This is a genomic window from Chitinilyticum piscinae, from assembly GCF_015223195.1.
Taxonomy (GTDB): domain Bacteria; phylum Pseudomonadota; class Gammaproteobacteria; order Burkholderiales; family Chitinibacteraceae; genus Chitinilyticum; species Chitinilyticum piscinae.
Window position 1 is genome coordinate 86,384 of sequence record NZ_JADFUA010000011.1, and the last position, 20,801, is coordinate 107,184.

Annotated in this window: 17 protein-coding genes and 1 riboswitch; of the genes, 7 read left to right on the top strand and 10 right to left on the bottom strand. The window is 60.8% G+C overall.

Annotation, left to right across the window (positions count from 1 at the left end):
* Positions 1-149 precede the first annotated feature (149 nt).
* Genes INR99_RS14975 through INR99_RS15010 form a run of 8 tightly spaced genes read right to left on the bottom strand, consistent with a single transcriptional unit; the run spans position 150 to position 9,410 of the window.
* Entirely contained in the window at positions 150-1,010 is an 861-nt protein-coding gene (locus tag INR99_RS14975; RefSeq protein WP_194117180.1) for an iron-siderophore ABC transporter substrate-binding protein, read from the bottom strand.
* Complete coding sequence (gene fhuB, locus INR99_RS14980) at positions 1,007-2,971, bottom strand: Fe(3+)-hydroxamate ABC transporter permease FhuB (RefSeq protein ID WP_194117181.1); 1,965 nt, start codon at positions 2,969-2,971, stop codon at positions 1,007-1,009. Before fhuB ends, INR99_RS14975 begins: the two co-directional genes overlap by 4 nt.
* On the bottom strand, positions 2,968-3,732 hold the full coding sequence (locus INR99_RS14985; RefSeq protein ID WP_194117182.1) for an ABC transporter ATP-binding protein: 765 nt from the start codon (positions 3,730-3,732) through the stop codon (positions 2,968-2,970). The genes fhuB and INR99_RS14985 overlap by 4 nt, the downstream gene beginning before the upstream one ends.
* 36 nt (positions 3,733-3,768) lie before the next feature.
* Positions 3,769-4,512, bottom strand: a complete 744-nt coding sequence (locus INR99_RS14990; RefSeq protein ID WP_194117183.1) for a siderophore ferric iron reductase — start codon at positions 4,510-4,512, stop codon at positions 3,769-3,771.
* 15 nt (positions 4,513-4,527) lie between these two features.
* On the bottom strand, positions 4,528-6,351 hold the full coding sequence (locus INR99_RS14995; protein ID WP_194117184.1) for an IucA/IucC family protein: 1,824 nt from the start codon (positions 6,349-6,351) through the stop codon (positions 4,528-4,530).
* Positions 6,348-6,944 carry a GNAT family N-acetyltransferase gene (locus INR99_RS15000; protein WP_194117185.1) on the bottom strand — a complete coding sequence of 199 codons (597 nt, stop codon included), beginning with the start codon at positions 6,942-6,944 and terminating at the stop codon, positions 6,348-6,350. The genes INR99_RS14995 and INR99_RS15000 overlap by 4 nt, the downstream gene beginning before the upstream one ends.
* Positions 6,931-8,106, bottom strand: a complete 1,176-nt coding sequence (locus INR99_RS15005; RefSeq protein ID WP_194117186.1) for an MFS transporter — start codon at positions 8,104-8,106, stop codon at positions 6,931-6,933. Before INR99_RS15005 ends, INR99_RS15000 begins: the two co-directional genes overlap by 14 nt.
* Positions 8,097-9,410, bottom strand: a complete 1,314-nt coding sequence (locus INR99_RS15010; RefSeq protein WP_194117187.1) for a lysine N(6)-hydroxylase/L-ornithine N(5)-oxygenase family protein — start codon at positions 9,408-9,410, stop codon at positions 8,097-8,099. Before INR99_RS15010 ends, INR99_RS15005 begins: the two co-directional genes overlap by 10 nt.
* A gap of 200 nt (positions 9,411-9,610) precedes the next feature.
* Between INR99_RS15010 and INR99_RS15015 the strand changes: the two genes are divergently transcribed.
* Positions 9,611-11,758, top strand: coding sequence for a TonB-dependent siderophore receptor (locus INR99_RS15015; protein ID WP_194117188.1), 2,148 nt, complete (start codon positions 9,611-9,613; stop codon positions 11,756-11,758).
* Between the two features lie 180 nt (positions 11,759-11,938).
* Here INR99_RS15015 and INR99_RS15020 read toward each other — a convergent pair whose 3' ends face one another.
* Both INR99_RS15020 and thiC read right to left on the bottom strand, forming a co-directional pair.
* The gene (locus INR99_RS15020; protein ID WP_194117189.1) at positions 11,939-12,772 is read right to left on the bottom strand and encodes a calcium-binding protein; all 834 of its coding nucleotides are present in this window, start codon (positions 12,770-12,772) and stop codon (positions 11,939-11,941) included.
* 143 nt (positions 12,773-12,915) lie between these two features.
* Positions 12,916-14,832 (bottom strand): phosphomethylpyrimidine synthase ThiC, encoded by a 1,917-nt coding sequence (gene thiC, locus INR99_RS15025; protein ID WP_194117190.1) that lies wholly within the window; start codon positions 14,830-14,832, stop codon positions 12,916-12,918.
* 46 nt (positions 14,833-14,878) lie between these two features.
* Positions 14,879-14,993, bottom strand: a riboswitch (TPP riboswitch).
* Between the two features lie 90 nt (positions 14,994-15,083).
* Between thiC and INR99_RS15030 the strand changes: the two genes are divergently transcribed.
* From INR99_RS15030 to neuC, 6 genes are all read left to right on the top strand, one after another.
* Entirely contained in the window at positions 15,084-15,740 is a 657-nt protein-coding gene (locus tag INR99_RS15030; protein WP_194117191.1) for a protein-L-isoaspartate O-methyltransferase family protein, read from the top strand.
* Between the two features lie 66 nt (positions 15,741-15,806).
* On the top strand, positions 15,807-16,826 hold the full coding sequence (locus tag INR99_RS15035) for an NAD-dependent 4,6-dehydratase LegB (RefSeq protein WP_308431504.1): 1,020 nt from the start codon (positions 15,807-15,809) through the stop codon (positions 16,824-16,826).
* Positions 16,826-17,986, top strand: coding sequence for a LegC family aminotransferase (locus tag INR99_RS15040; RefSeq protein WP_194117192.1), 1,161 nt, complete (start codon positions 16,826-16,828; stop codon positions 17,984-17,986). Before INR99_RS15035 ends, INR99_RS15040 begins: the two co-directional genes overlap by 1 nt.
* Entirely contained in the window at positions 17,983-18,603 is a 621-nt protein-coding gene (locus INR99_RS15045) for a NeuD/PglB/VioB family sugar acetyltransferase (protein WP_194117193.1), read from the top strand. Before INR99_RS15040 ends, INR99_RS15045 begins: the two co-directional genes overlap by 4 nt.
* Positions 18,600-19,634: an N-acetylneuraminate synthase gene (gene neuB, locus INR99_RS15050; protein ID WP_194117194.1), complete on the top strand. Its 1,035-nt coding sequence runs from the start codon at positions 18,600-18,602 to the stop codon at positions 19,632-19,634. The genes INR99_RS15045 and neuB overlap by 4 nt, the downstream gene beginning before the upstream one ends.
* On the top strand, positions 19,628-20,791 hold the full coding sequence (gene neuC, locus INR99_RS15055) for a UDP-N-acetylglucosamine 2-epimerase (RefSeq protein WP_194117195.1): 1,164 nt from the start codon (positions 19,628-19,630) through the stop codon (positions 20,789-20,791). Before neuB ends, neuC begins: the two co-directional genes overlap by 7 nt.
* Positions 20,792-20,801: the final 10 nt, after the last annotated feature.

Here is a 20,801-nt window from a genome sequence, read left to right on the forward strand (position 1 = left end):
TACTTACAGATAGCCATGAATACAAGTGTCGATTTGCAGCCTCTGGCCGGGGAATCCACACTCTTTCCCGTATGGCGTGTCGATATATACACTGCATTGTATTGCCTTGAAAGACTTTCAGAATAATGCGCTTACGGCCATACGTGCTCTTATTGCCTTGAAAACGCTTGGGTGAGCAAGATTTCCAGCCGTCCCTGCGATGCCAGTCCTCCGTTGGTCCATACCGGTGCCAGCGCCAGCACTTGGCGCTGGCGTACGGCCGGCAGGGCCTGCCACAGCGGGCTGCGCTCCAGTTCCGCCTGCCGGGAAAAGGGGGCGATGTGCACCAGCACTGCAGCCTGTAAACGTAGCAGATCGGGGAGCTTGCGTACGCGTGTTCCCCAGGCAGAGGTGTCCGAATCGGGGCAGGCATTGCGCAGACCCAGCGAGCGCAGCGCCGCATCCGGTTGCGAATTGGTGCCGTAGACCCAGTAGCTGGTCGGCGAGGCAAAACGTACGACGCACACGGCCGGCTGCGCCGTACCGAAGTGCGCTGCCAGCTGCTGGCGCAGCGCGGCGGTTTGTGCTGCTTGCCGCTGCAGGAAGGCCTCGTGCTCCGCGAGTTTGCCCAGCTGCAGCGCCAGCTGGCGCTGCAGGCGCTCGGCCGCGGCGGTGTTGTCATGGTCCTTGCGGTAGGCATCCAGCATCAACGTCGGCGCGATGCGCTGCAGATTGGCTTGCATGCTGGCCAGCATCGGATTGATCACGATGAGGTCGGGCTTGAGTGCATGCAGGCGTTCGAGATTGGGTTCGAGGCGGCTGCCGGCGTCGAGCACGCTGGCGGACAGTGCCGGCTCGATCACCCATTGCCGGTAGTCGGTACGGTCGGCGACAGCCAGTGGTGTCACCCCGATGTTCAGCAGGTATTCGGCCGCCTCCCAGCTGAGTGCAACTACCCGGGGGCCGGCGGCACGGGCCGGGCTTGTTGCAAGAAGCGGGAGCGCAAGCAGCAGTGCGAGCAGGTGTTTCACAGGGACCTCCGGCAGTTTTTCAGCAGGCCTGCCAGCAGCAGGCTGCCGCACAGCAGTGAAGCCAGCGCGCCCATTGGCAACTGGGCCGGGTAAATCAGCGTGCGACTGCCCAGATCGGCCAATCCCAAAAGCAGTATCCCCAACAGCGCAGCCAGGGTGAATTGCTGTGTGGTGCTGCGCGCCCCCAGTTGCAGCGCTAGCTGTGGCAGCACCAGTCCGACAAAGGCCAGCGGACCGAACTGACTACTGATGATCAGGCTGAGCGCGCCAGCCAGCAGCAGGATCAGCGCACGGGCACGGCGACTGTTCAGGCCGGCAGTGCGGGCCGCCTCCTCGCCCAGCAGATAGAGAGTAAGGATGCGCTGTGCTGGCAGGCCGCACAGCATCAGCATTCCAACCAGTGTCGCGAGGCCCAGCGCAGTCTGCGGGGTAATCTGGTAGGTCGACCCCGCCAGCCAGTTAAGCAGGCTGAAGCTGTCGTTGCTGCCCTGGGCGATGACAAACTGCACGGCTGCTTCCAGCAGTGTCGAGAGCGCCACACCCAGCAGGATCAGCCGCGCAGGGGGCTGGCGTGGCGCCAGCCAGGCCAGGAGCAGCAGTACCAGCCCGGCTCCGGCGGCTGCGAACAGCCAGGGCGGCAGCACCGCCAGCACCGGCAGGCTGCCCAGCAGCATGCCGGCAAGCATCCCCAGGCTGGCTCCGGCAGAAATGCCGAGCAGGTCGGGACTGGAAAGCGGATTGGCAAACAGGCGCTGCAGCAGCATGCCGGACAGTGCCAGCCCGCAGCCCGCTGCGCAGGCGGCAAGCAGGCGCGGCCAGCGCAACTCCCACAGCAAGGCATCGGGCCAAACCAGCTGCCAGTCACCCGCGACATCCCGCCCCAGTAGCGCGCAGCCGGCCAGCATGATGATGGTTACTGCGAACCAGGCGCGCAGCGGCAGTACGCTCTGGCCGGCAACGAAGACCTGACCGAACTGGCTGTCCGGGGTACTTGCACGCAGGCACAGCCAGATCAGCAATGGTGCTCCCAGCAAGCCGGCCGCGGCGCCGGTCGGCAGGATGTCGGCCAGATAGTGTGATAATTGCTGCGCCAGCAGATCAGCACCCAGCAATGTGCTCATCCCCAGCAATGCGCTGGCGACAAATTGCTGCCCTGGGCTGCGGGCCCCCAGCAGGCGTGCCAACGCCGGTGCCAGCAGGCTGATGAAGCCGATCAGTCCCACCGCGCTGATGGCAATGCTGTTGAGCCACAGCGCCAGCAGGCTGCCGCACAGCGCCAGTCGCCCGACATTCAGCCCGGCAGCGGCGGCCGCGACATTGCCCAACTGCAGCAAACGCAGTGGACGGCATAAGAGCGGCAGTAGCAGAAGTGCGGGCAACAGGCGTGGCAAGGTCCAGCTGACCCAGTAGCTGTCGTTCTGTGCCAGATCGCCCGCACCCCACACCAGCAGCGCGCGGCTGTACTGGTCGTTGAGCATGATGGCCACGCTGGCCAGGCTGCCCAGCAGCAGATTGAGCGCGGTCCCCGCCAGCAGCGCGCCCAGCCCGTGCAGCTCGCGCCAGCCAGTCAGCACGACGACCAGCAGCAATGCAGCCAGTCCACCGGCCAGTGCCAGCCATTCCAGTGGGAGCTGCCAGCCCGGCGGCAGCACGAGGCCTCCCAGCACAATGGCGCACCAGGCACCGGCCGAGGTGCCCAGTGTCATTGGCGAGGCGAGCGGATTGCGTGTGAGCTGCTGCAACAGGCTGCCCGAGAGCGCCATCGCCATGCCCAGCAGCAGTGCCAGTGTGGTGCGAGGCAGCTGGCTGTGCAGGAAGAGCAGTTCATCTGCACTGACCGCGGGCTTGCCTTGCAGCAGTGCCAGCTGGCCACTCAGCGGCAGTGGACTGGCAAGTTCAAGGTGCAGCAGCGCCAAGAGCGGTACGCTGGCGAGCAGCAGGATCAGCCGGGAGCGCGTCATGCCACCACCGCCACCGGATGTTTGCCTTCGCGCGGCAGAATATCGAGCGCGATGTCGTAGAGCTGATGCAGTGCCGGATGTGCCAGCAGCACCTCCGGGCTGCCATCGAACCAGATTTGCCCCTGTCGCAGGGCGAGGATGCGATCGGCGTAACGCAATGCGAGATTGAGATCATGCAGGATGGCGATTACCGCATGACCATTGCGGTCGGCTTCGCGGCGCAGCAGTGCCAGCAGCTGGTACTGATGTGCCAGGTCCAGCGCGGCGCTGGGTTCATCCAGCAGCAGGCAGGGCGAGGCCTGGGCCAGCAGCATGGCCAGCCAGGCGCGCTGGCGTTCGCCACCGGAGATGCGGTCAACCGCATGCCCGGCCAGGTGGGCGACATCGGTGGCGTCCAGTGCCGCATCGACATGCGCGAGATCATCCGGTGACCAGCGGCGCAGCCAGCCGCGCCAGGCAAAACGCCCCAGCTCGACCAGTTCGCGCACGCTCAAAAGTGGTGGCTGCGGGATTTGCTGCGGCATGTAGGCGACCTTGCGTGCCAGGGCTCCTGGGCGGTAGCGGCGGACGGACTGGCCATCAAGCAGTATTTGTCCGTGATCGGGCGCCAGCTGGCCTGCCAGCAGCTTCAGCAGGGTGGATTTGCCCGAGCCGTTGTGGCCGAGGATCACGGTCAGTCCGTGTGCGGGCAGCACCAGCTCGGGGATGGCGAGAATCGTACGCTGCTGGCGCTGTACTAGAATATTGTGCAATGCATACATTGTGGGTATATCTACTGAAGTATTTATATTTATAAGTTACGCGCAGATACATGACTGGGTATGTTGCCATTCCTGCCGGATCAGCTGCAGGCGCTCGGGCAGAGGCCAGCGCGGGCAGGTGCTGCAGGCCACAGCGCCGGGAATGCGGAAATGCTGGCAGCAGCCTTGCCGTTCCAGCGCCGTGCGGCAGCGGCCTGGTTCGACTTCAATGCGCATCAGCCGCCCGTGGCGGGTGAGCTGCAGTGCTCCCAGCCATTGCCCGGCCCACCATTCCTCGGTCGTGGCTGGCCAGCCGAGCGTGCTGCCAGCAAGCTGCAGTGCGCTGAGCACACAATCCACCATCAGGCAGCTGGCCTGATGGGCCGAATACGGCTGAATGGCCTGCAGTTGCGGCAGCTGCGCTTGCCGGTAGGCCAGCAGTCCGGCAGCGGCATGCTGCAGCAGCACCCCGGTTTCACCGGTCATGGGCTGCTGTGGCGGCAGGGTGAAACCGGCCGTTGAGCCCTCCGTGCAGACTTGCTGCATGCCGGCGAGATCCAGTACTTGCCCGCCACAATGGACAGTCAGCACGGATAGATAGGCGGGCTGCCAGATCAGCATGCTCCAGCTGCGCGCCGTCCAGTAGGCTCGCCCGGCGGCAGGCTGGGCGCGCTGCCAGTGCTCAAGCAGGCTGGCCGCAAGATCCAGTTGCCGGCAGGGCACCGGTTCAACGCGCCCCGCCAGTGCCGGCAGGATGCCGGCAATCTGCGCTAGCAGTGCTTGCTGTGCATGGATGCTCATCGGATACCGGATTGCTCAGTCTGCCACCGGGGCGACGCTGGCTGCGGATTTCCATCGCGCCAGCGGGTTGACCAGTCGCCCAGCCATCTGCAAGCCGCTGGCTGGATCTTCCAGGTTGAGCATGTGCTGGTTGTTGGCCATTTGCAGGCGGTTCAGGCACGAGTGTTCGAAGTCCGCGGCGAACAGGTCGTAGCGGGTAAATTGCGCGGAGAGTTCCGGATGCTCACTCTGATAGCGGTGCGTGCAGCGCGCCACAGCATGCCAGAAGCGTTCGGCGGGGTAGTCGCACTGCGCATCAAGAATGGCGGCCAGATGGCGCAGGTAGCCGTCGAACACGTCGATGAACAGGCACAGCGTCTTCATCTCGTCCGGAATGTTGGTCGAGACGCGCTGCATGATTTCCGGCAACTCGACGGCCGGGTTGAGGATACCGACTTCTTCGGCGATATCCTTCATCAGCACGCGTACCGGACGATGATTCTTCATCACCATGATCAGGTTCTCGCCGTGCGGCATGAAGATCATGTCGTGGCGGTAGAAGCAGTGCAGCAGCGGCGCGAAATAGGCATCCAGATAACCATCCACCCAGCGATCAGCCGACACGCCCGACGCGCGGATCAGCTCGGCCACCAGCGCGTGGCCGTCGTTGTCCAGATGCACCAGCGCCGTCATCGTCATCAGCTTTTCGCCGTCGCGAACGTGGGTCAGCGGGCATTCACGCCACAAGGCCGAGAACATCTTCTTGTAGGCGTTGTTTTCCTTGATCGCCGCTTCGTAGTAGGGGTTGCGATAACCGATCGCCGCCACTTCGCGCAGGATGTGAAAGCCCTGTCGCTGCAGGTAGGGATCGGCTTCGACCAGTGCGTAAACCCAGTCGTTGATCGCCGGCGTCGCCAGCATGTAGTAGGGCGAGAGGCCGCGCATGAAGCCCATGTTGAGTATCGACAGCGCGGTCTTCACGTAGCGTTTGTGCGGGGCGCTGATATTGAAGAAGGTGCGGATCGACTGCTGCGCCAGGTAATGGTCGTCGCTCGCGCCCAGGTACACGATCTGGCGCTGGGCGATTTCGGCGGCAAAGGCCATTGAGAGCTTGTTCTGCCACTGCCACGGGTGCGCCGGCATCAGCAGGTAGTCGTCACGGTTCAGGCCCAGCTCGGCCAGTCGCGCGTCAAAGCGCTCCAGCAGGTCGGCGCCCAGTTCTTCGGCGAGCATCTGCGCGTAATCGAGCCCGCTGGAAATCGATAGCGTCGCGCGATCCTTGTGCACGGCCAGCCAGATGACTTGAAAGGCTTGGGCCGCTTCCGGTGCGTACGAGCGATAGTCGCTGGCCGAAAAGCCCAGCCGGCCATTGTTGGCGACAAAGCAGGGGTGGCCCTCGGTCATCGCGGTTTCCACGCTCTGGAAGTCCCCGTCGATCAGCTCGGCGGCGCTCGGTGCGATCCGGTCGTGCTTGAACGCGCTGCCGTACAGCGTGGCGCTGATTTCATCGAGATACACCGGGAGCACGTGGTCTTGCAGTTTCAGCGTGTTGCGCAGCTCGATCATGAATTGCAGTGCATCGAGTGGTTGCTCGACGCCGTCGATCTCCTTGCGGATCGAGTTGGCCGGAATGCTCCAGTGGTTCAGCGGCAGGCGGCTGGCGGCGAAATGGTAGGCGGTGCGCGCATCGTCGCTGAAAACGACAAAGTGGCCGGCGCGGGTTTCCAAGGGCTCGAGCAGGCTTTCGTGAGCGAACTCGCTGAGCGCCTTGCGTACCAGCAGGCGATTGACCTTGCTCCAGACGCCAGGGTTCAGGTGCGGGCAGTCGGCGGGCAGGGCTTGGGGCAGGCGGGCGGTCATGCGGTGGTCTCCGAAGGCAATGCGTGAATCAGAAAATCCTGGCGGGTGCAAATGGCAAACCAGGCGGTCTTGTAGGAAAGCGGTACGGTTTTCACATAGCGGAAACCCGCGGCACGATTGAGCGGATGGATGCGGGCGTTGTTGATGTCGGGCTCGACAACGACACGCCGTGTAGCCGGGTCGGCAAACAGAAAATCCAGAATCGCGTGCATCACCGCGCGGGTGAAGCCATGGATGGCCGGGCCACTCGGAGGGGCTACCAGAAAATGCATGCCGCGATCACCCGCTTCCACCGCGTAGTGGGTGCCCAGCTCATCGTGAGCCGGCGCGTAGGTTTCCAGCAGGAAGGCCGGCTGGCCGTTGCACGAGGCCAGATAGGGCTGACAATGCGGCGCCGACATCTGTGCTGCATATACGGCACCTACCTGTTCCTGCGTCTGTCCCTGCATGCCCCAGAAACGGGCTCGGGGTGCGGTGACCCATGCATGGACTAGGGGTATGTCGCTGTAGGCTAGCTTTCTAAGGCTGAATTCGCCAATACCTTCAATGGTAAGGGTGTGGCAGGGGGTGTCGAATGGGTCACGGCAGGACATCAGCGGTACTCCGGGAAAGCGAACGGGGGGACGTATTCAGTAGCGGCAGCAGCAGCAGGGTCAGTGCTAGGCCGGCGCCAGCCAGCCAGAAGGGGGCGGAAAGCCCCGTGCGCGCAACCAGCCAGCCGGCGCTGTAATAGGACAGCAGCACGCCGATGTTCTGGTAGATGTTGATCTTGCTGTAATCGTGGGCGTAGGCGGCCGGCGTGCTGTGCTGGAAGATCACTGCATCCAGGCGCACTGTCAGCTGGAAGGATGCCCAGCCGAACAGCAGTCGGCCCAGCAGCACCCAGCCCGGTTTGCCGCTGCCCTGCAGCACCAGCCCGGCCAGACCCAGCAGCAGGCAAAAGCTCATGCCGCGAGCCCATTCGCCACGCGCGCAGCGGTGGTTGAACCATAAGGCCAGCAGACCCACGCCGGCAGGGATGGCATACACCCAGGCTGCCAGTTGCACGCCGTGTTCCGGCGCAATCTGCTGCCAGTATTCGACAAAAAAGGGCACGATCTGGTATTCGCTGAAGTAAAACAGCAGCATCAGCAGGCCCAGTGCATGAATTCCGGGGGATGTGCTGACTCTGGCTTGAGTGGACGCTTCAGTGGCCGGCGGCTGGCGTTCCTTGCCGGTGAGAATCAGCCCTGCGCAGACGATGATCTGCACCAGATCGCCGGTCGCCATCAGCAGGAAGGCGTGCTCGAGTGGCCAGTACACCAGCACCAGGCCCCCGAGCACTGCCGCCAGAATGTGACCGAAGTGCACGACAATCGACAGCAGCCCGATGGTGTGCGCATGCCGTTCTTCCGCGACGCCTTCCATCATGTAGGGATAAATCAGCAGATAGCTGGCCTTGCAGGCCACCATTCCCAATGACAGCAACCAGAATGCCCAGAGCTGGCTGACCACGCTGCACGCCACGCACAGTGCGCCAGCTGCCACCTGTGTCCACATCAGCAGGCGCAAGGTACCGCCGGGACGCACGATGCGAGCCCAGACCGGCAGGGCCAGCATCGCAACCAGGCAGATTGCTGCGGTATACAGACCGATATGTTCCGGATCGGTTACGCCGAAGCGTTCGGCAAAATACTGGGGGTAGAAGGGCAGCAGCATCGTGTCGGCGATGACCGCAACAGCGGTCATGCCGATCAGCCAGAAAGTCAGGCCCATGCCAGCTCCCGGCGGGCCGTTCCGGGCAGGCCGAAGGTCTGGAAGCTCACACGCTCTTCGATCGGGTAGGGCGCATACCCCAGAATTTCGCGCAGGATTACCGAGTTGCGGTAGCAGGCCATGGTCAGATCGGGAGCTGCCAGGCCGTGGCTGTGCAGTTCGGCATTCTGGACAAAGATATCCCCGCTGCCGAGGTCGATGCTGTAGTTGCGCTGGACGGCAAACCGGCCTTGTGCATCGCGGGCAATCCGCGACTGGATGCCTTGCAGGAAGGCCGGCTCCTGATAGCCATAGCCACTGGCGACAATCACGGCGTCGTAGTGCAGGCTGCGGGTTTGCGCGGTTTCCTGGTGGCAGACATCCAGCGTAAACCGGCATTGTTCGGCGCAGTACTGCACCGACTGCAGTTCGGTGTTGGTCAGCAGGGTGCTGGGGGGCGCACCCTCCAGCCCAAGGCGATACAGCTCATCGAAAATGGCATTGATCAGCGTGCGGTTGATTCCCTTGTAGAGGCCTTTCTGGGCTGACAGCAGCGGATCGCGTATGGCATCGGGCAGGGCATGGAAATAGTCGATGTAATCGGGCGAGGTCATTTCCAGCGTGAGCTTGGTGTATTCCAGCGGGAAAAAGCGCGGCGAGCGGGTGATCCAGTCAACTTGGTAACCATGACGGCGCGCCTCCCGCAGCAGATCGAGGTAGATTTCGGCCGCGCTCTGACCGCTGCCGACAAGCGCAATGTGCTTGCGCTGCTGCAGGGTGCTGCGCGAATCCAGATAGCGGCTGCTGTGCAGTACCGGTTTGCCTTCGCAGCAGCGCGGTAGGGTCGGGCGCGTGCCCGTTCCCAATACCAGCCGGCGCGCCAGATACTGGCTAGCCTCGCCGGTGCGGGTGGAGAGGCAGTTCAGCACGTAGCACTGCAGGGCTTCGTCGAAATGCACGTGCTGGACGTACTGGTTGAAACGCAGGTTCGCAAGCTGGGCGGCGACCCATTGGCAGTACTGGTTGTATTCCTGCCGCAGCAGGAAGAAATCTTCGCGGATGTAGAAGGCATAGAGCCGTCCGGTCTGTTTGGCGTAATTGAGAAAGCTGTAGGGGCTGGTCGGATCGGCGAAGGTCACCAGATCGGCGATGAAGGATGTCTGCATCGTTGCCTGTTCCAGCAGCATGCCCGGATGCCAGTCAAAGCCATCACCCATGTCCAGAAACAGGGCGTTGACCTTCCCCAGTGGTGCGCTCAGCGCTGCCAGGCCAAGGTTGAACGGCCCAAGGCCGATACCGATGAAGTCGTAGATCTGGGTTTGCATGCTCGTCTCCTGAGTCTGCCTGTGTCTGATGTGGGCCGGTATTGCTCCGCAGGCATTGACTGACGGCGAATGCTACACATAATGACAATCATTATCAATACGATTATCATTCTCATTTTCGCCGCAGGGATGGCATGTCTCGCGGGACATTCCTGCCGTGCCTCGTATGGTTTCCCGCAGCAACTACCGGACAGGTGTAAATGATTAACGCTATTCAACCCGCAGGGTTTGCACGCAAGCCCGTTTCACTGCTGATTGCCACGCTGCTGGGGGGCGCGCAGGCATCCGCATTCGCCGCTGACGGTGCTGTTACCCTCCCTGAAGTGCAGGTCAGCGCTTCGCTGGTGGCCCTTGATACCTTGCCGACCGAACAAAGTACCCTCTACACCATCAAACGCAGTTCTTCTGCGACCGAACTCGATATGTCGCTGAAGGAGACGCCGCAGACGGTTTCCATCGTCAGCAATCCGGTCATGCAGGATTTTGCAGCCAAGACCGTGAATGATGCGCTCACGCTCAGCTCTGGGGTCGTCGTGGAAAAGGTCGAAACCGACCGGACGTATTACACGGCCCGCGGTTTTGATGTGACAAATTTTCAGGTGGATGGGCTGGGTGTGCCCTTTGCCAACAATGAAGTGGTCGGGGCACTGGACACCGCCATTTATGATCGAATCGAGGTTGTATATGGTGCGAATGGCCTGATGACGGGGACGGGCATGCCATCGGCTGCGATCAATTTCATCCGCAAGCGCCCGCTGGATACGTTCCATGCCAGTGCCGATGTGCAGGTAGGTTCATGGAACGCATTGCGGGTAGATGGTGACATTTCCGCGCCGCTGAACGAGGCAGGGAGTGTCAAGGGGCGCTTGGTGGTGGCCGGGTCAACGGCGGACTCTTATATCGATCGTTACAGCAACGAGCGCGCGCTGGCATATGGCATTTCCGAAGCCGAGCTGGGCGAACACACACGAGCCGCGCTGGGTTTCCATTACCAGAAGAACAATTCCAGCGGGAATATGTGGGGCGCGGTGCCGATGCTGGACAGCAAGGGGCAGCAGATCGACTATCCGACGTCGATCAGCTCGGCCGCTGACTGGTCTTACTGGAATACCGAAATCCAGAGTGCCTTTGCCGAAATGGAGCATCATTTTTCCGCCGACTGGAAGGCCAGGCTGGCATTCACCCGCAACGAGTACCGCAATAACGGCGAGCTGTTTTATGTTTATGGCACCCCGGACGCTGTAACAGGGGAGGGCGTGTTCAGCTATCCATCGCAATACAGCGAGAAAAACATCCAGAATATTGCCGATCTGGCGCTGAGCGGTAAATTTGCCCTGGGTGGCCGCAACCATGAGCTGGCCTTCGGAGGAAATTGGTCGACTTCCAGGCTGGACGCGCTTTCGCGGTATGGCAACGACATCGGCACGGCATTGCCGCCGTTGTGGAGCTGGGATGGCCGCTACCCCAAGCCGGAGTTCAATGCCTCAAGCAATGGCGCGAATTTCAAGGATGAGCGCCAGAGCCTGTACCTGGCGACCCGCCTGCATTTGCTTGATCCCCTGCACCTGATCGCAGGGGCGCGCTGGACGAGCGTGGACATCACGGGACAGAGCTACGGGCAATCGCGCGCCTCCTCCGCCAGCGATACCACGCCGTATGTAGGAGCAACTTTTGATCTGAACGATAACCTTGCGCTGTATGCGAGCTACTCGAAGACCTTTAATCCCCAGCACCAGTTGGATGTAAATGGGGATGTGCTGGCGCCTGTCCGTGGAGCAAGCAGCGAAGCGGGGATCAAGGGCGAGTTCTTCAACAAGACGCTGAATGCTTCGCTGGCCGTATTCAGGACGTCGCAGAACAACCTTGCCGAACAGGCGGGGTACAAGGGGGCGGATGCGTATTATCGTGGCATCGATGCTGAGTCGACAGGGGTGCAGCTAGATGTATCCGGCCAGCTGGCGCCAGGCTGGCAGGCCAGTGCCGGTTATACCGGGCTGTCACTGGATAACCCGCAGGGGGATGCCGTGCGCACCTATGTACCGCGCCATCTGTTGCGGCTGGCGACGACCTATCAGCTCCCCTTCGTTACGGGGTTGAAGGTCGGTGGGAGCGTTAACTGGCAGGATGGAACGTCGGCTACCGCGGATGCTGGCACGCTGCGGCAGGAGGCCTACGCAATCCTGAACCTGATGGCACGCTATGAGTTCAGCCAGCAATTCAGTGCCGCGATTAACCTGAACAATGTCACCAACGAGAAATACCTGAGCAGCCTGTACTGGGGCAATACCGGGCAGGGCTATTACGGGGCACCTTTCAATGCCAGTGTGACTTTGAGCTGGAAGTACTAACTGGAGTATGCCGCTGAAAAGCGGCATACTCCAGTTCGCAATCGGAGGGGCGATTCACGGTGCGTGGCCAGAGCCTCCCTGATCCGGCCATTGAACCGCTCCACCATCCATTCGGTTGCGGATGGCGTAGTTTTTTAGGCCTCCGTCTGAGGTTTGCTTAGTCGTAACCGACTCATCCTCTCAGAGGATCAAGTCACCCACACTCAAGGAACTCACACCAGTAAGCTGTATTTCCAACTCGGGCGCCGTATCCGTATCCGTGCTTAGCTGTAGTTTTCCTGCAGAAAAGCGCACCATCCCAGTGGCATTGCCGCTGAACGCTGAGGTACCGATGTAGCGGAATGCTTGATCACCAGCGAGGTAGGGATTGGCATCAATCCCGGCTAAATCGATCTTGTCTGCTTCAGCATGCTTAAAGTCAGTGATGATGTCTGCAAGAGAGCCTAAGCCAGATTCGCTGATGGTATTGAAATCAAACCGATCCGCACCGATGCCGCCAGTGAGTGTGTCTTTACCGATGCCGCCCACAATCAAATCGTTGCCGCTCCCGCCATTGAGAGTATCAAGGCCTGACCAGCCTTCGAGTACATCATTGCCGACCAGACCTGAAATCTTATCGTTCCCCGCGAAGCCAGATAGCCTGTCAGAGGCGTTACTGCCATTGACAATATCATGACCGCTAAGCCAAACAGCCTGTTCAGCAAGTGCACCAGTAAGTATCTTTCCATCGACAACGTAGCCGGTAACACTGACATCCTGTTCGACAGGTTTGGATAGCCCGGTTGCGCTAAGCAAGGTACTGCCGCCGGTAATCAGAGTCACCGATGCCATCGTGCCATAGTCATAATCACCATCACCGTTGACATCCCGGAACCCACTGCCGGTGATTTTTGCGATAAATCCACCATCAGGTGACTTGTAATTCATTGTGGTGCTGGTCAAGCCGAATGGCTTCAAGTCCGGAAAGGTGAGTGTCGCGTAGTTGAATGCCTTATTGGCGGTGAACGTGGCCATTCTCAATCTCCCATGCGCAGTCGAAGTTGCATCAAGTGCATCCTCCTAGGATGAAGCAGGGCGGTAAAGCTGCAGGTTGACAGTGATCAATGTTAATTAAAAAGCCGCAGCATTCGCTGCGGCTTTTTGTCGGGCCAGATCGATCAGGCTTTGTCGTACAGCTTGGCGCCACCCTGAACGAATTCGATGGCCTTGGCTTCCATGCCCTTAGCCAGTGCTTCCTCGTTGGCTTCCAGGCCCTGCTTTTCGGCAAACTCGCGCACGTCCTGTGTGATTTTCATCGAGCAGAAGTGCGGGCCGCACATCGAGCAGAAGTGGGCAACCTTGGCGCTTTCCTTCGGCAGCGTTTCGTCGTGGAAGGAGCGCGCACGATCCGGGTCGAGGCCGAGGTTGAATTGGTCTTCCCAGCGGAACTCGAAGCGTGCCTTGGACAACGCGTTGTCGCGGATCTGTGCACCCGGGTGGCCCTTGGCCAGATCGGCGGCGTGCGCGGCCAGCTTGTAGGTGATGATGCCTTCCTTCACGTCATCCTTGTTCGGCAGGCCCAAGTGCTCCTTCGGGGTCACGTAACACAGCATCGCGCAGCCATACCAACCAATCTGTGCCGCGCCAATCGCGGAGGTGATGTGGTCGTAGCCCGGTGCGATGTCGGTGGTCAGCGGGCCAAGGGTGTAGAACGGCGCTTCGTGGCACCACTCCAGCTCCTTGTCCATGTTTTCCTTGATCAACTGCATCGGCACATGGCCCGGGCCTTCGATCATGACCTGTACGTCGTGCTTCCAGGCGATCTGGGTCAGCTCGCCCAGTGTCTTCAGTTCACCCAGTTGCGCTTCATCATTGGCATCCCAAACGCTGCCGGGGCGCAGGCCGTCGCCCAGCGAGAAGGCCACGTCGTACTGCTTCATGATTTCGCAGATTTCTTCGAAGTGGGTGTAGAGGAAGTTTTCCTTGTGATGCGCCAGACACCACTTGGCCATGATTGAGCCACCGCGCGACACGATGCCGGTCATGCGGTTGGCGGTCATCGGCACGTAGCGCAGCAATACACCCGCGTGAATGGTGAAATAGTCGACACCCTGTTCGGCCTGCTCGATCAGTGTGTCTTTGAATATTTCCCAAGTCAGGTCTTCAGCCTTGCCGTTCACCTTTTCCAGCGCCTGGTAGATCGGTACGGTGCCGATCGGTACCGGCGAATTGCGCAGAATCCATTCGCGTGTTTCGTGGATGTTCTTGCCGGTCGACAGATCCATGATGGTGTCGGCGCCCCAGCGGATGCCCCAGGTCATCTTGTCGACTTCTTCGGTGATCGATGAGGTGACCGCCGAATTGCCGATATTGCCGTTGATCTTCACCAGGAAGTTGCGGCCGATGATCATCGGCTCGGATTCCGGGTGGTTGATGTTGTTCGGGATGATGGCGCGGCCGGCGGCGATTTCGTCGCGAACGAATTCCGGGGTGATCTTCTCCGGGATATTGGCGCCGAAGTTCTGCCCCGGATGCTGGCGCAGCATCATCTTGGCCATCTTCTCGCCCTTGGCGCCCAGTGCCTGCAGGCTTTCGATGTACTTTTCGCGCTGCAGGTTTTCGCGGATCGCGACGTATTCCATTTCTGGCGTGACGATGCCTTTCCTGGCGTAGTGCATCTGCGACACATTGGCGCCGGTCTTGGCACGGCGCGGCTTGCGCTGCAGGTCGAAACGCAGATGGTCGAGGCTGGCGTCGGCCTCGCGCATGCGGCCGTATTCACTGGTCAGGCCATCGAGAATTTCGGTGTCGTTGCGCTCTTCAATCCACGCCGCGCGAATCGGTTCCAGGCCCTTGCGGACGTCAATTTTGGCTGCCGGGTCGGTGTAGGGGCCGGAGCAGTCATAGACGTAGATGGCCGGGTTCTGCTCGCCGCCGAACATGGTCGGTGTGTCGTCCTGACTGATTTCGCGCATCGGTACGCGGATATCCGGGCGGGAGCCTTCAACATACACCTTGCGGGAGTTGGGCAGTGGCTGGATGGCTGCTTCGTCGACCTGCGCGGTCTCGGCACGGAATTCGGTGGGCTTGTTCATGACTACTCTCCAGTGGTCTTGTATGGCCCGGCACAGAGGGAGTAGCAGACGATGCAACTCGCTTCCCTACGCCGGTATTAACCGGATCAGGTTCCAAGGGTGATTCTCATCCGGAGGTCCGTGTCGAATCAGACACGGGGCCGGAACCCCTAGCGATTGATGTGTGTAGAGCTTAAAGAGTTATGGGATAATTGCAAGTTATATCCGGCCATTGGCCACGTGAATCAAGCAAGCTTTGAGGTTGAGCAAATATGGATTGGGAACGCGCCCGCTACCTGATGGTAGAACAACAGATTCGTACCTGGAACGTCACTGACCTGAAGGTGCTGCAGCGCTTCATGGATGTGAAGCGCGAGGATTTCGTTCCCGCAGACAAGCGCGAACTCGCGTTTGCCGACATCGAGTTGCCGGTCGGCAACGGGCGCTTCATGCTGGCCCCCAAGATCGAAGGCAAGTTCCTGCAGGCTGCCTCCATCAAGCCAACCGACAAGGTGCTGGTCGTTGGTGCCGCTACCGGGTATCTGGTTGCACTGGCTTCAGGTCTGGCTCAGCAGGCATACGGTGTCGAAAGCGATGCCGGACTGGTTGTCGCTGCAAATTCCAGTCTGAAGGCTGCAGGCATCAAAAATGCCGAAGTACTGCAAGGCGACATGCTGAGCGGCCTTGCTCAACAAGCGCCATTTGATGTGATTCTGATCTCTGGCGCGTTCGCGAGCTTGCCTGAAGCCCTAAAAGAGCAATTGGTTGTTTCTGGACGTATTCTGGCCGTGCTTGGCCACATTCCGGTTAAGGGCTGTACCCGCATAGTTCGTAGTTCGGCTGATGTGTGGAATGAAGAAGTCCTGTTTGAATATCCACTTGCTTCTTTGTACTCTCCCGCGTGCAAGGAACAGACGTTTACACTGTAAACGAGTAGAACGTGCAAAAGAGTTGCTTCTCTTTTACGCGCAGTTAAAGCAGCGCGGGCGCCGCCCGTGCTCATTTCTGAGTCAGGCGGGCAGGTCGTGCAAAGTATGAGAAAAGCGCTAGTAACAGGAGCAGATGGGTTTATTGGCTCCCATCTGGTGGAAATGCTGGTTCAGCGTGGTTACGAAGTGACCGCGCTTGCCCAGTACAATTCCTTTAACTACTGGGGGTGGCTTGAGGACGTCAGTTGCCGCGAGCAGATCCAAGTGGTAAGCGGTGATGTGCGAGATCCGCACTTCTGCAAGATGATCACCAAAGGGCAAGATGTTGTATTCCATCTTGCTGCCCTTATTGCCATTCCATACAGCTATGTAGCTCCGGATAGTTACGTCGACGTCAATGTTCGAGGCACGCTCAACATCTGTCAGGCTGCCAAGGAAAATGGCGTAGGGCGGGTGATTCATACCTCAACCTCCGAGGTATATGGCACCGCCCAGTATGTTCCAATTGATGAAAAACACCCGCTGCAGCCGCAATCCCCATATTCGGCCAGCAAGATTGGCGCCGATGCCATGGCGATGAGTTTTTATAATGCGTTTGGCTTGCCGCTGACGATTGCGCGGCCTTTCAATACGTACGGCCCCAGGCAGAGCGCTAGAGCTGTAATCCCAACCATCATCAGCCAGATTGCCGCAGGCAAGAAACAAATCAAGCTTGGTGACGTAAGTCCAACCCGAGATTTCAATTACGTAACTGATACTTGCAGGGGCTTCATTGCGCTGGCGGAGTGCGATGCGGCGGTTGGGCAAACAGTAAACATTGGCTCGAATTACGAAATTTCGGTTGGTGACACGCTTAATCTGATCAAATCGATCATGAACTCGGATGTTGAATTCATCGTTGACGAAGCACGTCTCCGCCCAGAAAAATCCGAAGTATTCCGCTTGTGGTGTGACAACACCCTGATTAATTCGCTTACAGGCTTTGTTCCGAAGTTCAGTATTGAGGCTGGATTGCGCTCCACGGTAGATTGGTTTCTTAAGCCCGCCAATCTGGCCAAGTACAAGCCTGATATTTACAACGTCTGATGACCTCTACCATCGACCCTAAACTTCAGGGGCTGGTGGCCTTCGTGCGCCAGTTGTATGGTTCCGATGGCTTTATTCCGTTACATGCTCCTCATTTTGCCGGGAACGAGAAAAAATACCTGCTTGATTGCATAGATAGTACTTTTGTCTCTTCCGTTGGGGCATACGTGGATCGTTTTGAGGCCATGATGCGGGAATTGACAGGTGCTCGCTATGCTATCGCGACGGTAAACGGAACTGCAGCATTGCATATGGCACTGATTCTGGCTGGTGTCGCAGATGGTGACGAGGTCATCACGCAGCCGCTGACCTTTGTTGCTACCTGCAATGCCATCTCTTACCAGCGCGCACTTCCGGTCTTTATCGACGTCGATCGTGCAACGCTGGGGCTATCGACAGCCGCTTTGTCGGAATTTCTGTCCGAGCACGCCGAACGCCGCGACGATGGCTGCTACAACCGCAGCAGTGGTCGCCGTATTCGTGCCTGCGTGCCCATGCACACCTTCGGCCTGCCGTGCGAGGCAGATGCATTGCTGCGTGTGTGCGACGAGTGGGGCATTGTGCTGATCGAAGACGCCGCCGAGTCGCTGGGATCCTACATCGGCGATCGCCACACCGGCACCATCGGCCACCTGGGCGCGTTCAGCTTTAACGGCAACAAAACTGTCACCTGCGGCGGCGGCGGCTGCATCGTCACCAACGACGAAGGTCTGGGCCGGCTGGCCAAGCATCTGACGACCACGGCCAAGCAGCCGCATCCGTGGGCGTTCTCGCACGACACGGTCGGGTACAACTACCGCATGCCCAACCTCAATGCCGCGCTGGCGTGCGCCCAGCTGGAACAGCTGGACGACATCATCGCCAGCAAGCGCGACACTGCCGCGCGCTACGCTGACTTCTGCGTCGGGCACGACGTGGCCTTTGTCGGTGAACCGGCTGGCACTCGCAGCAACTACTGGCTCAATGCCGTGCTGCTGCAGGATGAAGCCGAGCGTGACGCGTTTTTGGCGTACAGCAACGGCGCAGGTGTGATGACGCGGCCAGTCTGGCAGCTGATGCCCACGCTGCCGGCCTTCAGCCAGGCGCAGTGCGGACCGTTGTCGCACGCCGAATGGCTGGCCGCGCGTCTTGTTAACCTGCCCAGCAGTGTGCGGCCATGAGCGCGCTGGTGCTGGTCGGTGGCGGCGGCCACGGTCGCTCGTGCCTCGACGTGGCGCGCAGCGCCGGCATCGAAGTCGCCGGCTTTGTCGATCGCGACCCTTCGGTCAGTATGGCTGGCGTGCCTTGGTTGGGCGGTGATGACTGGCTGGCCACGCGGCCGGCTGGCTACACCTTTCTAGTGACCGTGGGGCAGGTGGCGAGTGCCGTGGTGCGTGTCCGCCTCTTCAACACACTGCAGTCGCACGGCTTGCCGCTGGCCAGCCTGCAGGCCCCGACGGCGATGGTGTCGCCAAGCGCCCTGCTCGGCGCCGGCTGCGCGGTGCTGCATCGTGCGCTGGTGCATTGCCATGCGCAGATCGGCGACAACGTCATCGTCAACAGCGGCTCCATCATCGAGCACGATGCCCGCGTCGGCGCGCACTGCCATGTTTCCACCGGAGCAATCGTCAATGGTTGCGCGGTGATCGGCCAGCGCTGCATGATAGGCAGCGGCGCCGTGGTGCTGCAGGGCGTATCAATTGCTGACGATGTGGTGGTGGGCGCGGGTGCCGTGGTCACCTGCGATATAACGGAGGCTGGCACCTGGGTGGGTGTTCCGGCAAGGAAAGTAAAATGAGCGCAGCAGCACCAGCCGTACCGTGGCAAGACCGTGTTTTTGTCATTGCCGAAGCCGGCGTCAACCACAATGGCGACGTCGCGCTGGCCTTGCAGCTGGTGGATGCGGCGGCGGATGCCGGCGCCGATGCCGTCAAGTTCCAGACGTTTGACGCTGCGGCGCTGGTGGCCAAAAGCGCGGTGATGGCCGACTACCAGAAGGCCAACACCGGCGTGGAAGAATCGCAGTACGCGATGCTGAAGCGGCTGGAGCTGTCCCGTGACGCGCAGGACGCCGTGCGTGTCCGTGCTGCCGAACGCGGCATACTGTTTTTCTCTACAGCGTTTGACCCCGGCAGCGTCGATTATCTGATGTCGCTCGACATCCCGCTGTGGAAGATTCCATCAGGCGAGATAACCAACTACCCGTATTTGTGCCAGATTGCTGCGCAGGCCCGCCCGACCATTGTGTCGACCGGCATGGCCACTGTGGCTGAGATTGACGACGCTGTACGCGTGCTGCTGGAAAACGGCCTGAAGCGCGAGCAGATTGCCATTTTGCATTGCAATACCGACTACCCGACGCAGGCCGCGGATGTGAATTTGCGCGCCATGCCGAATCTGGGCGCGCTGTTCGGTACCGCGTTTGGCTATTCCGATCACACGCTGGGCGAAACGATTGCCGTGGCCGCCGTGGCGCTGGGCGCGCGCGTGATCGAAAAGCACTTTACGCTGGACCGCAGCCTGCCTGGTCCCGATCACAAGGCATCGCTCGAACCCGATGAGCTGGCCAGCATGGTGAGTGCCATCCGTGCGGTCGAGGTCGCGCTGGGCGATGGCATCAAGCGCCCGAGCGTTTCCGAAGCCCGCAACCGTCCGGTGGCGCGCAAGAGCATCGTCGCCGCCCGGGCTATCCGCGCCGGCGACGTGTTCAGCGCCGACAATCTGGCTATCAAGCGCCCCGGCACCGGCATCAGCCCGATGCGCTGGACCGAGGTGGTGGGGCGAGTGGCGCCGCGCGACTTTGCCGAGGACGAGGTGATTTCGTGGTGAAAAAGGTCTGCGTCGTCACCGCCACGCGCGCCGAATACGGTCTGTTGCGGCCGCTGATCGCCGCGCTGGCGGCCGATTCCTTGTTCGAGCTGCAGCTGGTGGTCACCGGCGCACATTTGGTGCGCGAATTTGGCGAGACTTGGCGGCAAATCGAAGCCGACGGCTTTGCCATCACCGCCCGTGTTGACATGTTGCTGGCTGGCGATAGCGCGGCAGCGACGGCCAAGAGTCTTGCGCTGGCGGTGGCCGGGTTTGCCGACGTGTTCGAGCGGCTGCAGCCCGATCTTCTGGTGGTGCTGGGCGACCGATACGAAATGCTTGGCGTAGCCAGCGCGGCTACGTTGTTCCGCATCCCGATCGCACATCTGCACGGTGGCGAAACCACCGAAGGCGCGTACGACGAAGCCTTCCGCCATGCCATCACCAAGTGCGCACATCTGCACTTTACCGCGACTGCGGACTATCGCCGCCGGGTGATCCAGCTGGGTGAAGACCCGGCGCGGGTGTTCGATGTGGGAGCCATCGGTATCGACAGCATCCGCACGCTGCCATTACTGGAACGCGCCGCCATGTTGGCCAAGCTGGGGCTGGCCGAGCAGGATCGTTACTGGATGGTGACCTACCATCCGGTGACTCTGGCGCAGAGTGATGCGGTGGCCGAGGTGGATGTGCTGGTATCGGCACTGCTGGCCTCGGATGCGCACATCGTCGTGACGGGCGCCAACGCCGATACTGGCGGCCGCGTGGTCAACGCGCGCTGGCAGCACTGGCAGTCACGCCACCCCGAGCGCATTCGGCTGTTTGCCTCGCTCGGTTCTCTGCGCTATCTGTCGGCGGTGAAGCACGCGCTGGCGGTGGTCGGCAATTCGTCGTCGGGCATCATCGAAGCGCCGTCGCTGGGCGTGCCGACACTCGACATCGGTGCGCGCCAGCAAGGGCGGGTGCGCGCGCCGTCGGTGCTCCACGTGCTACCTGAACAGAAGGCGATTGCCGCCGGACTGGCGCGGGTAAACAGCGAAACCGCCCGCGCCGCAGCGCAAATGCAGGCCAATCCGTACGGCAACGGCGGGACAACGGCGCGGATCATGGATGTGCTGCGCCGGATCGATCCGGCCACGCTGAGCGTGAAGTCGTTCCACGACCTTGTTGTGCGCTAGGAACTCAAAA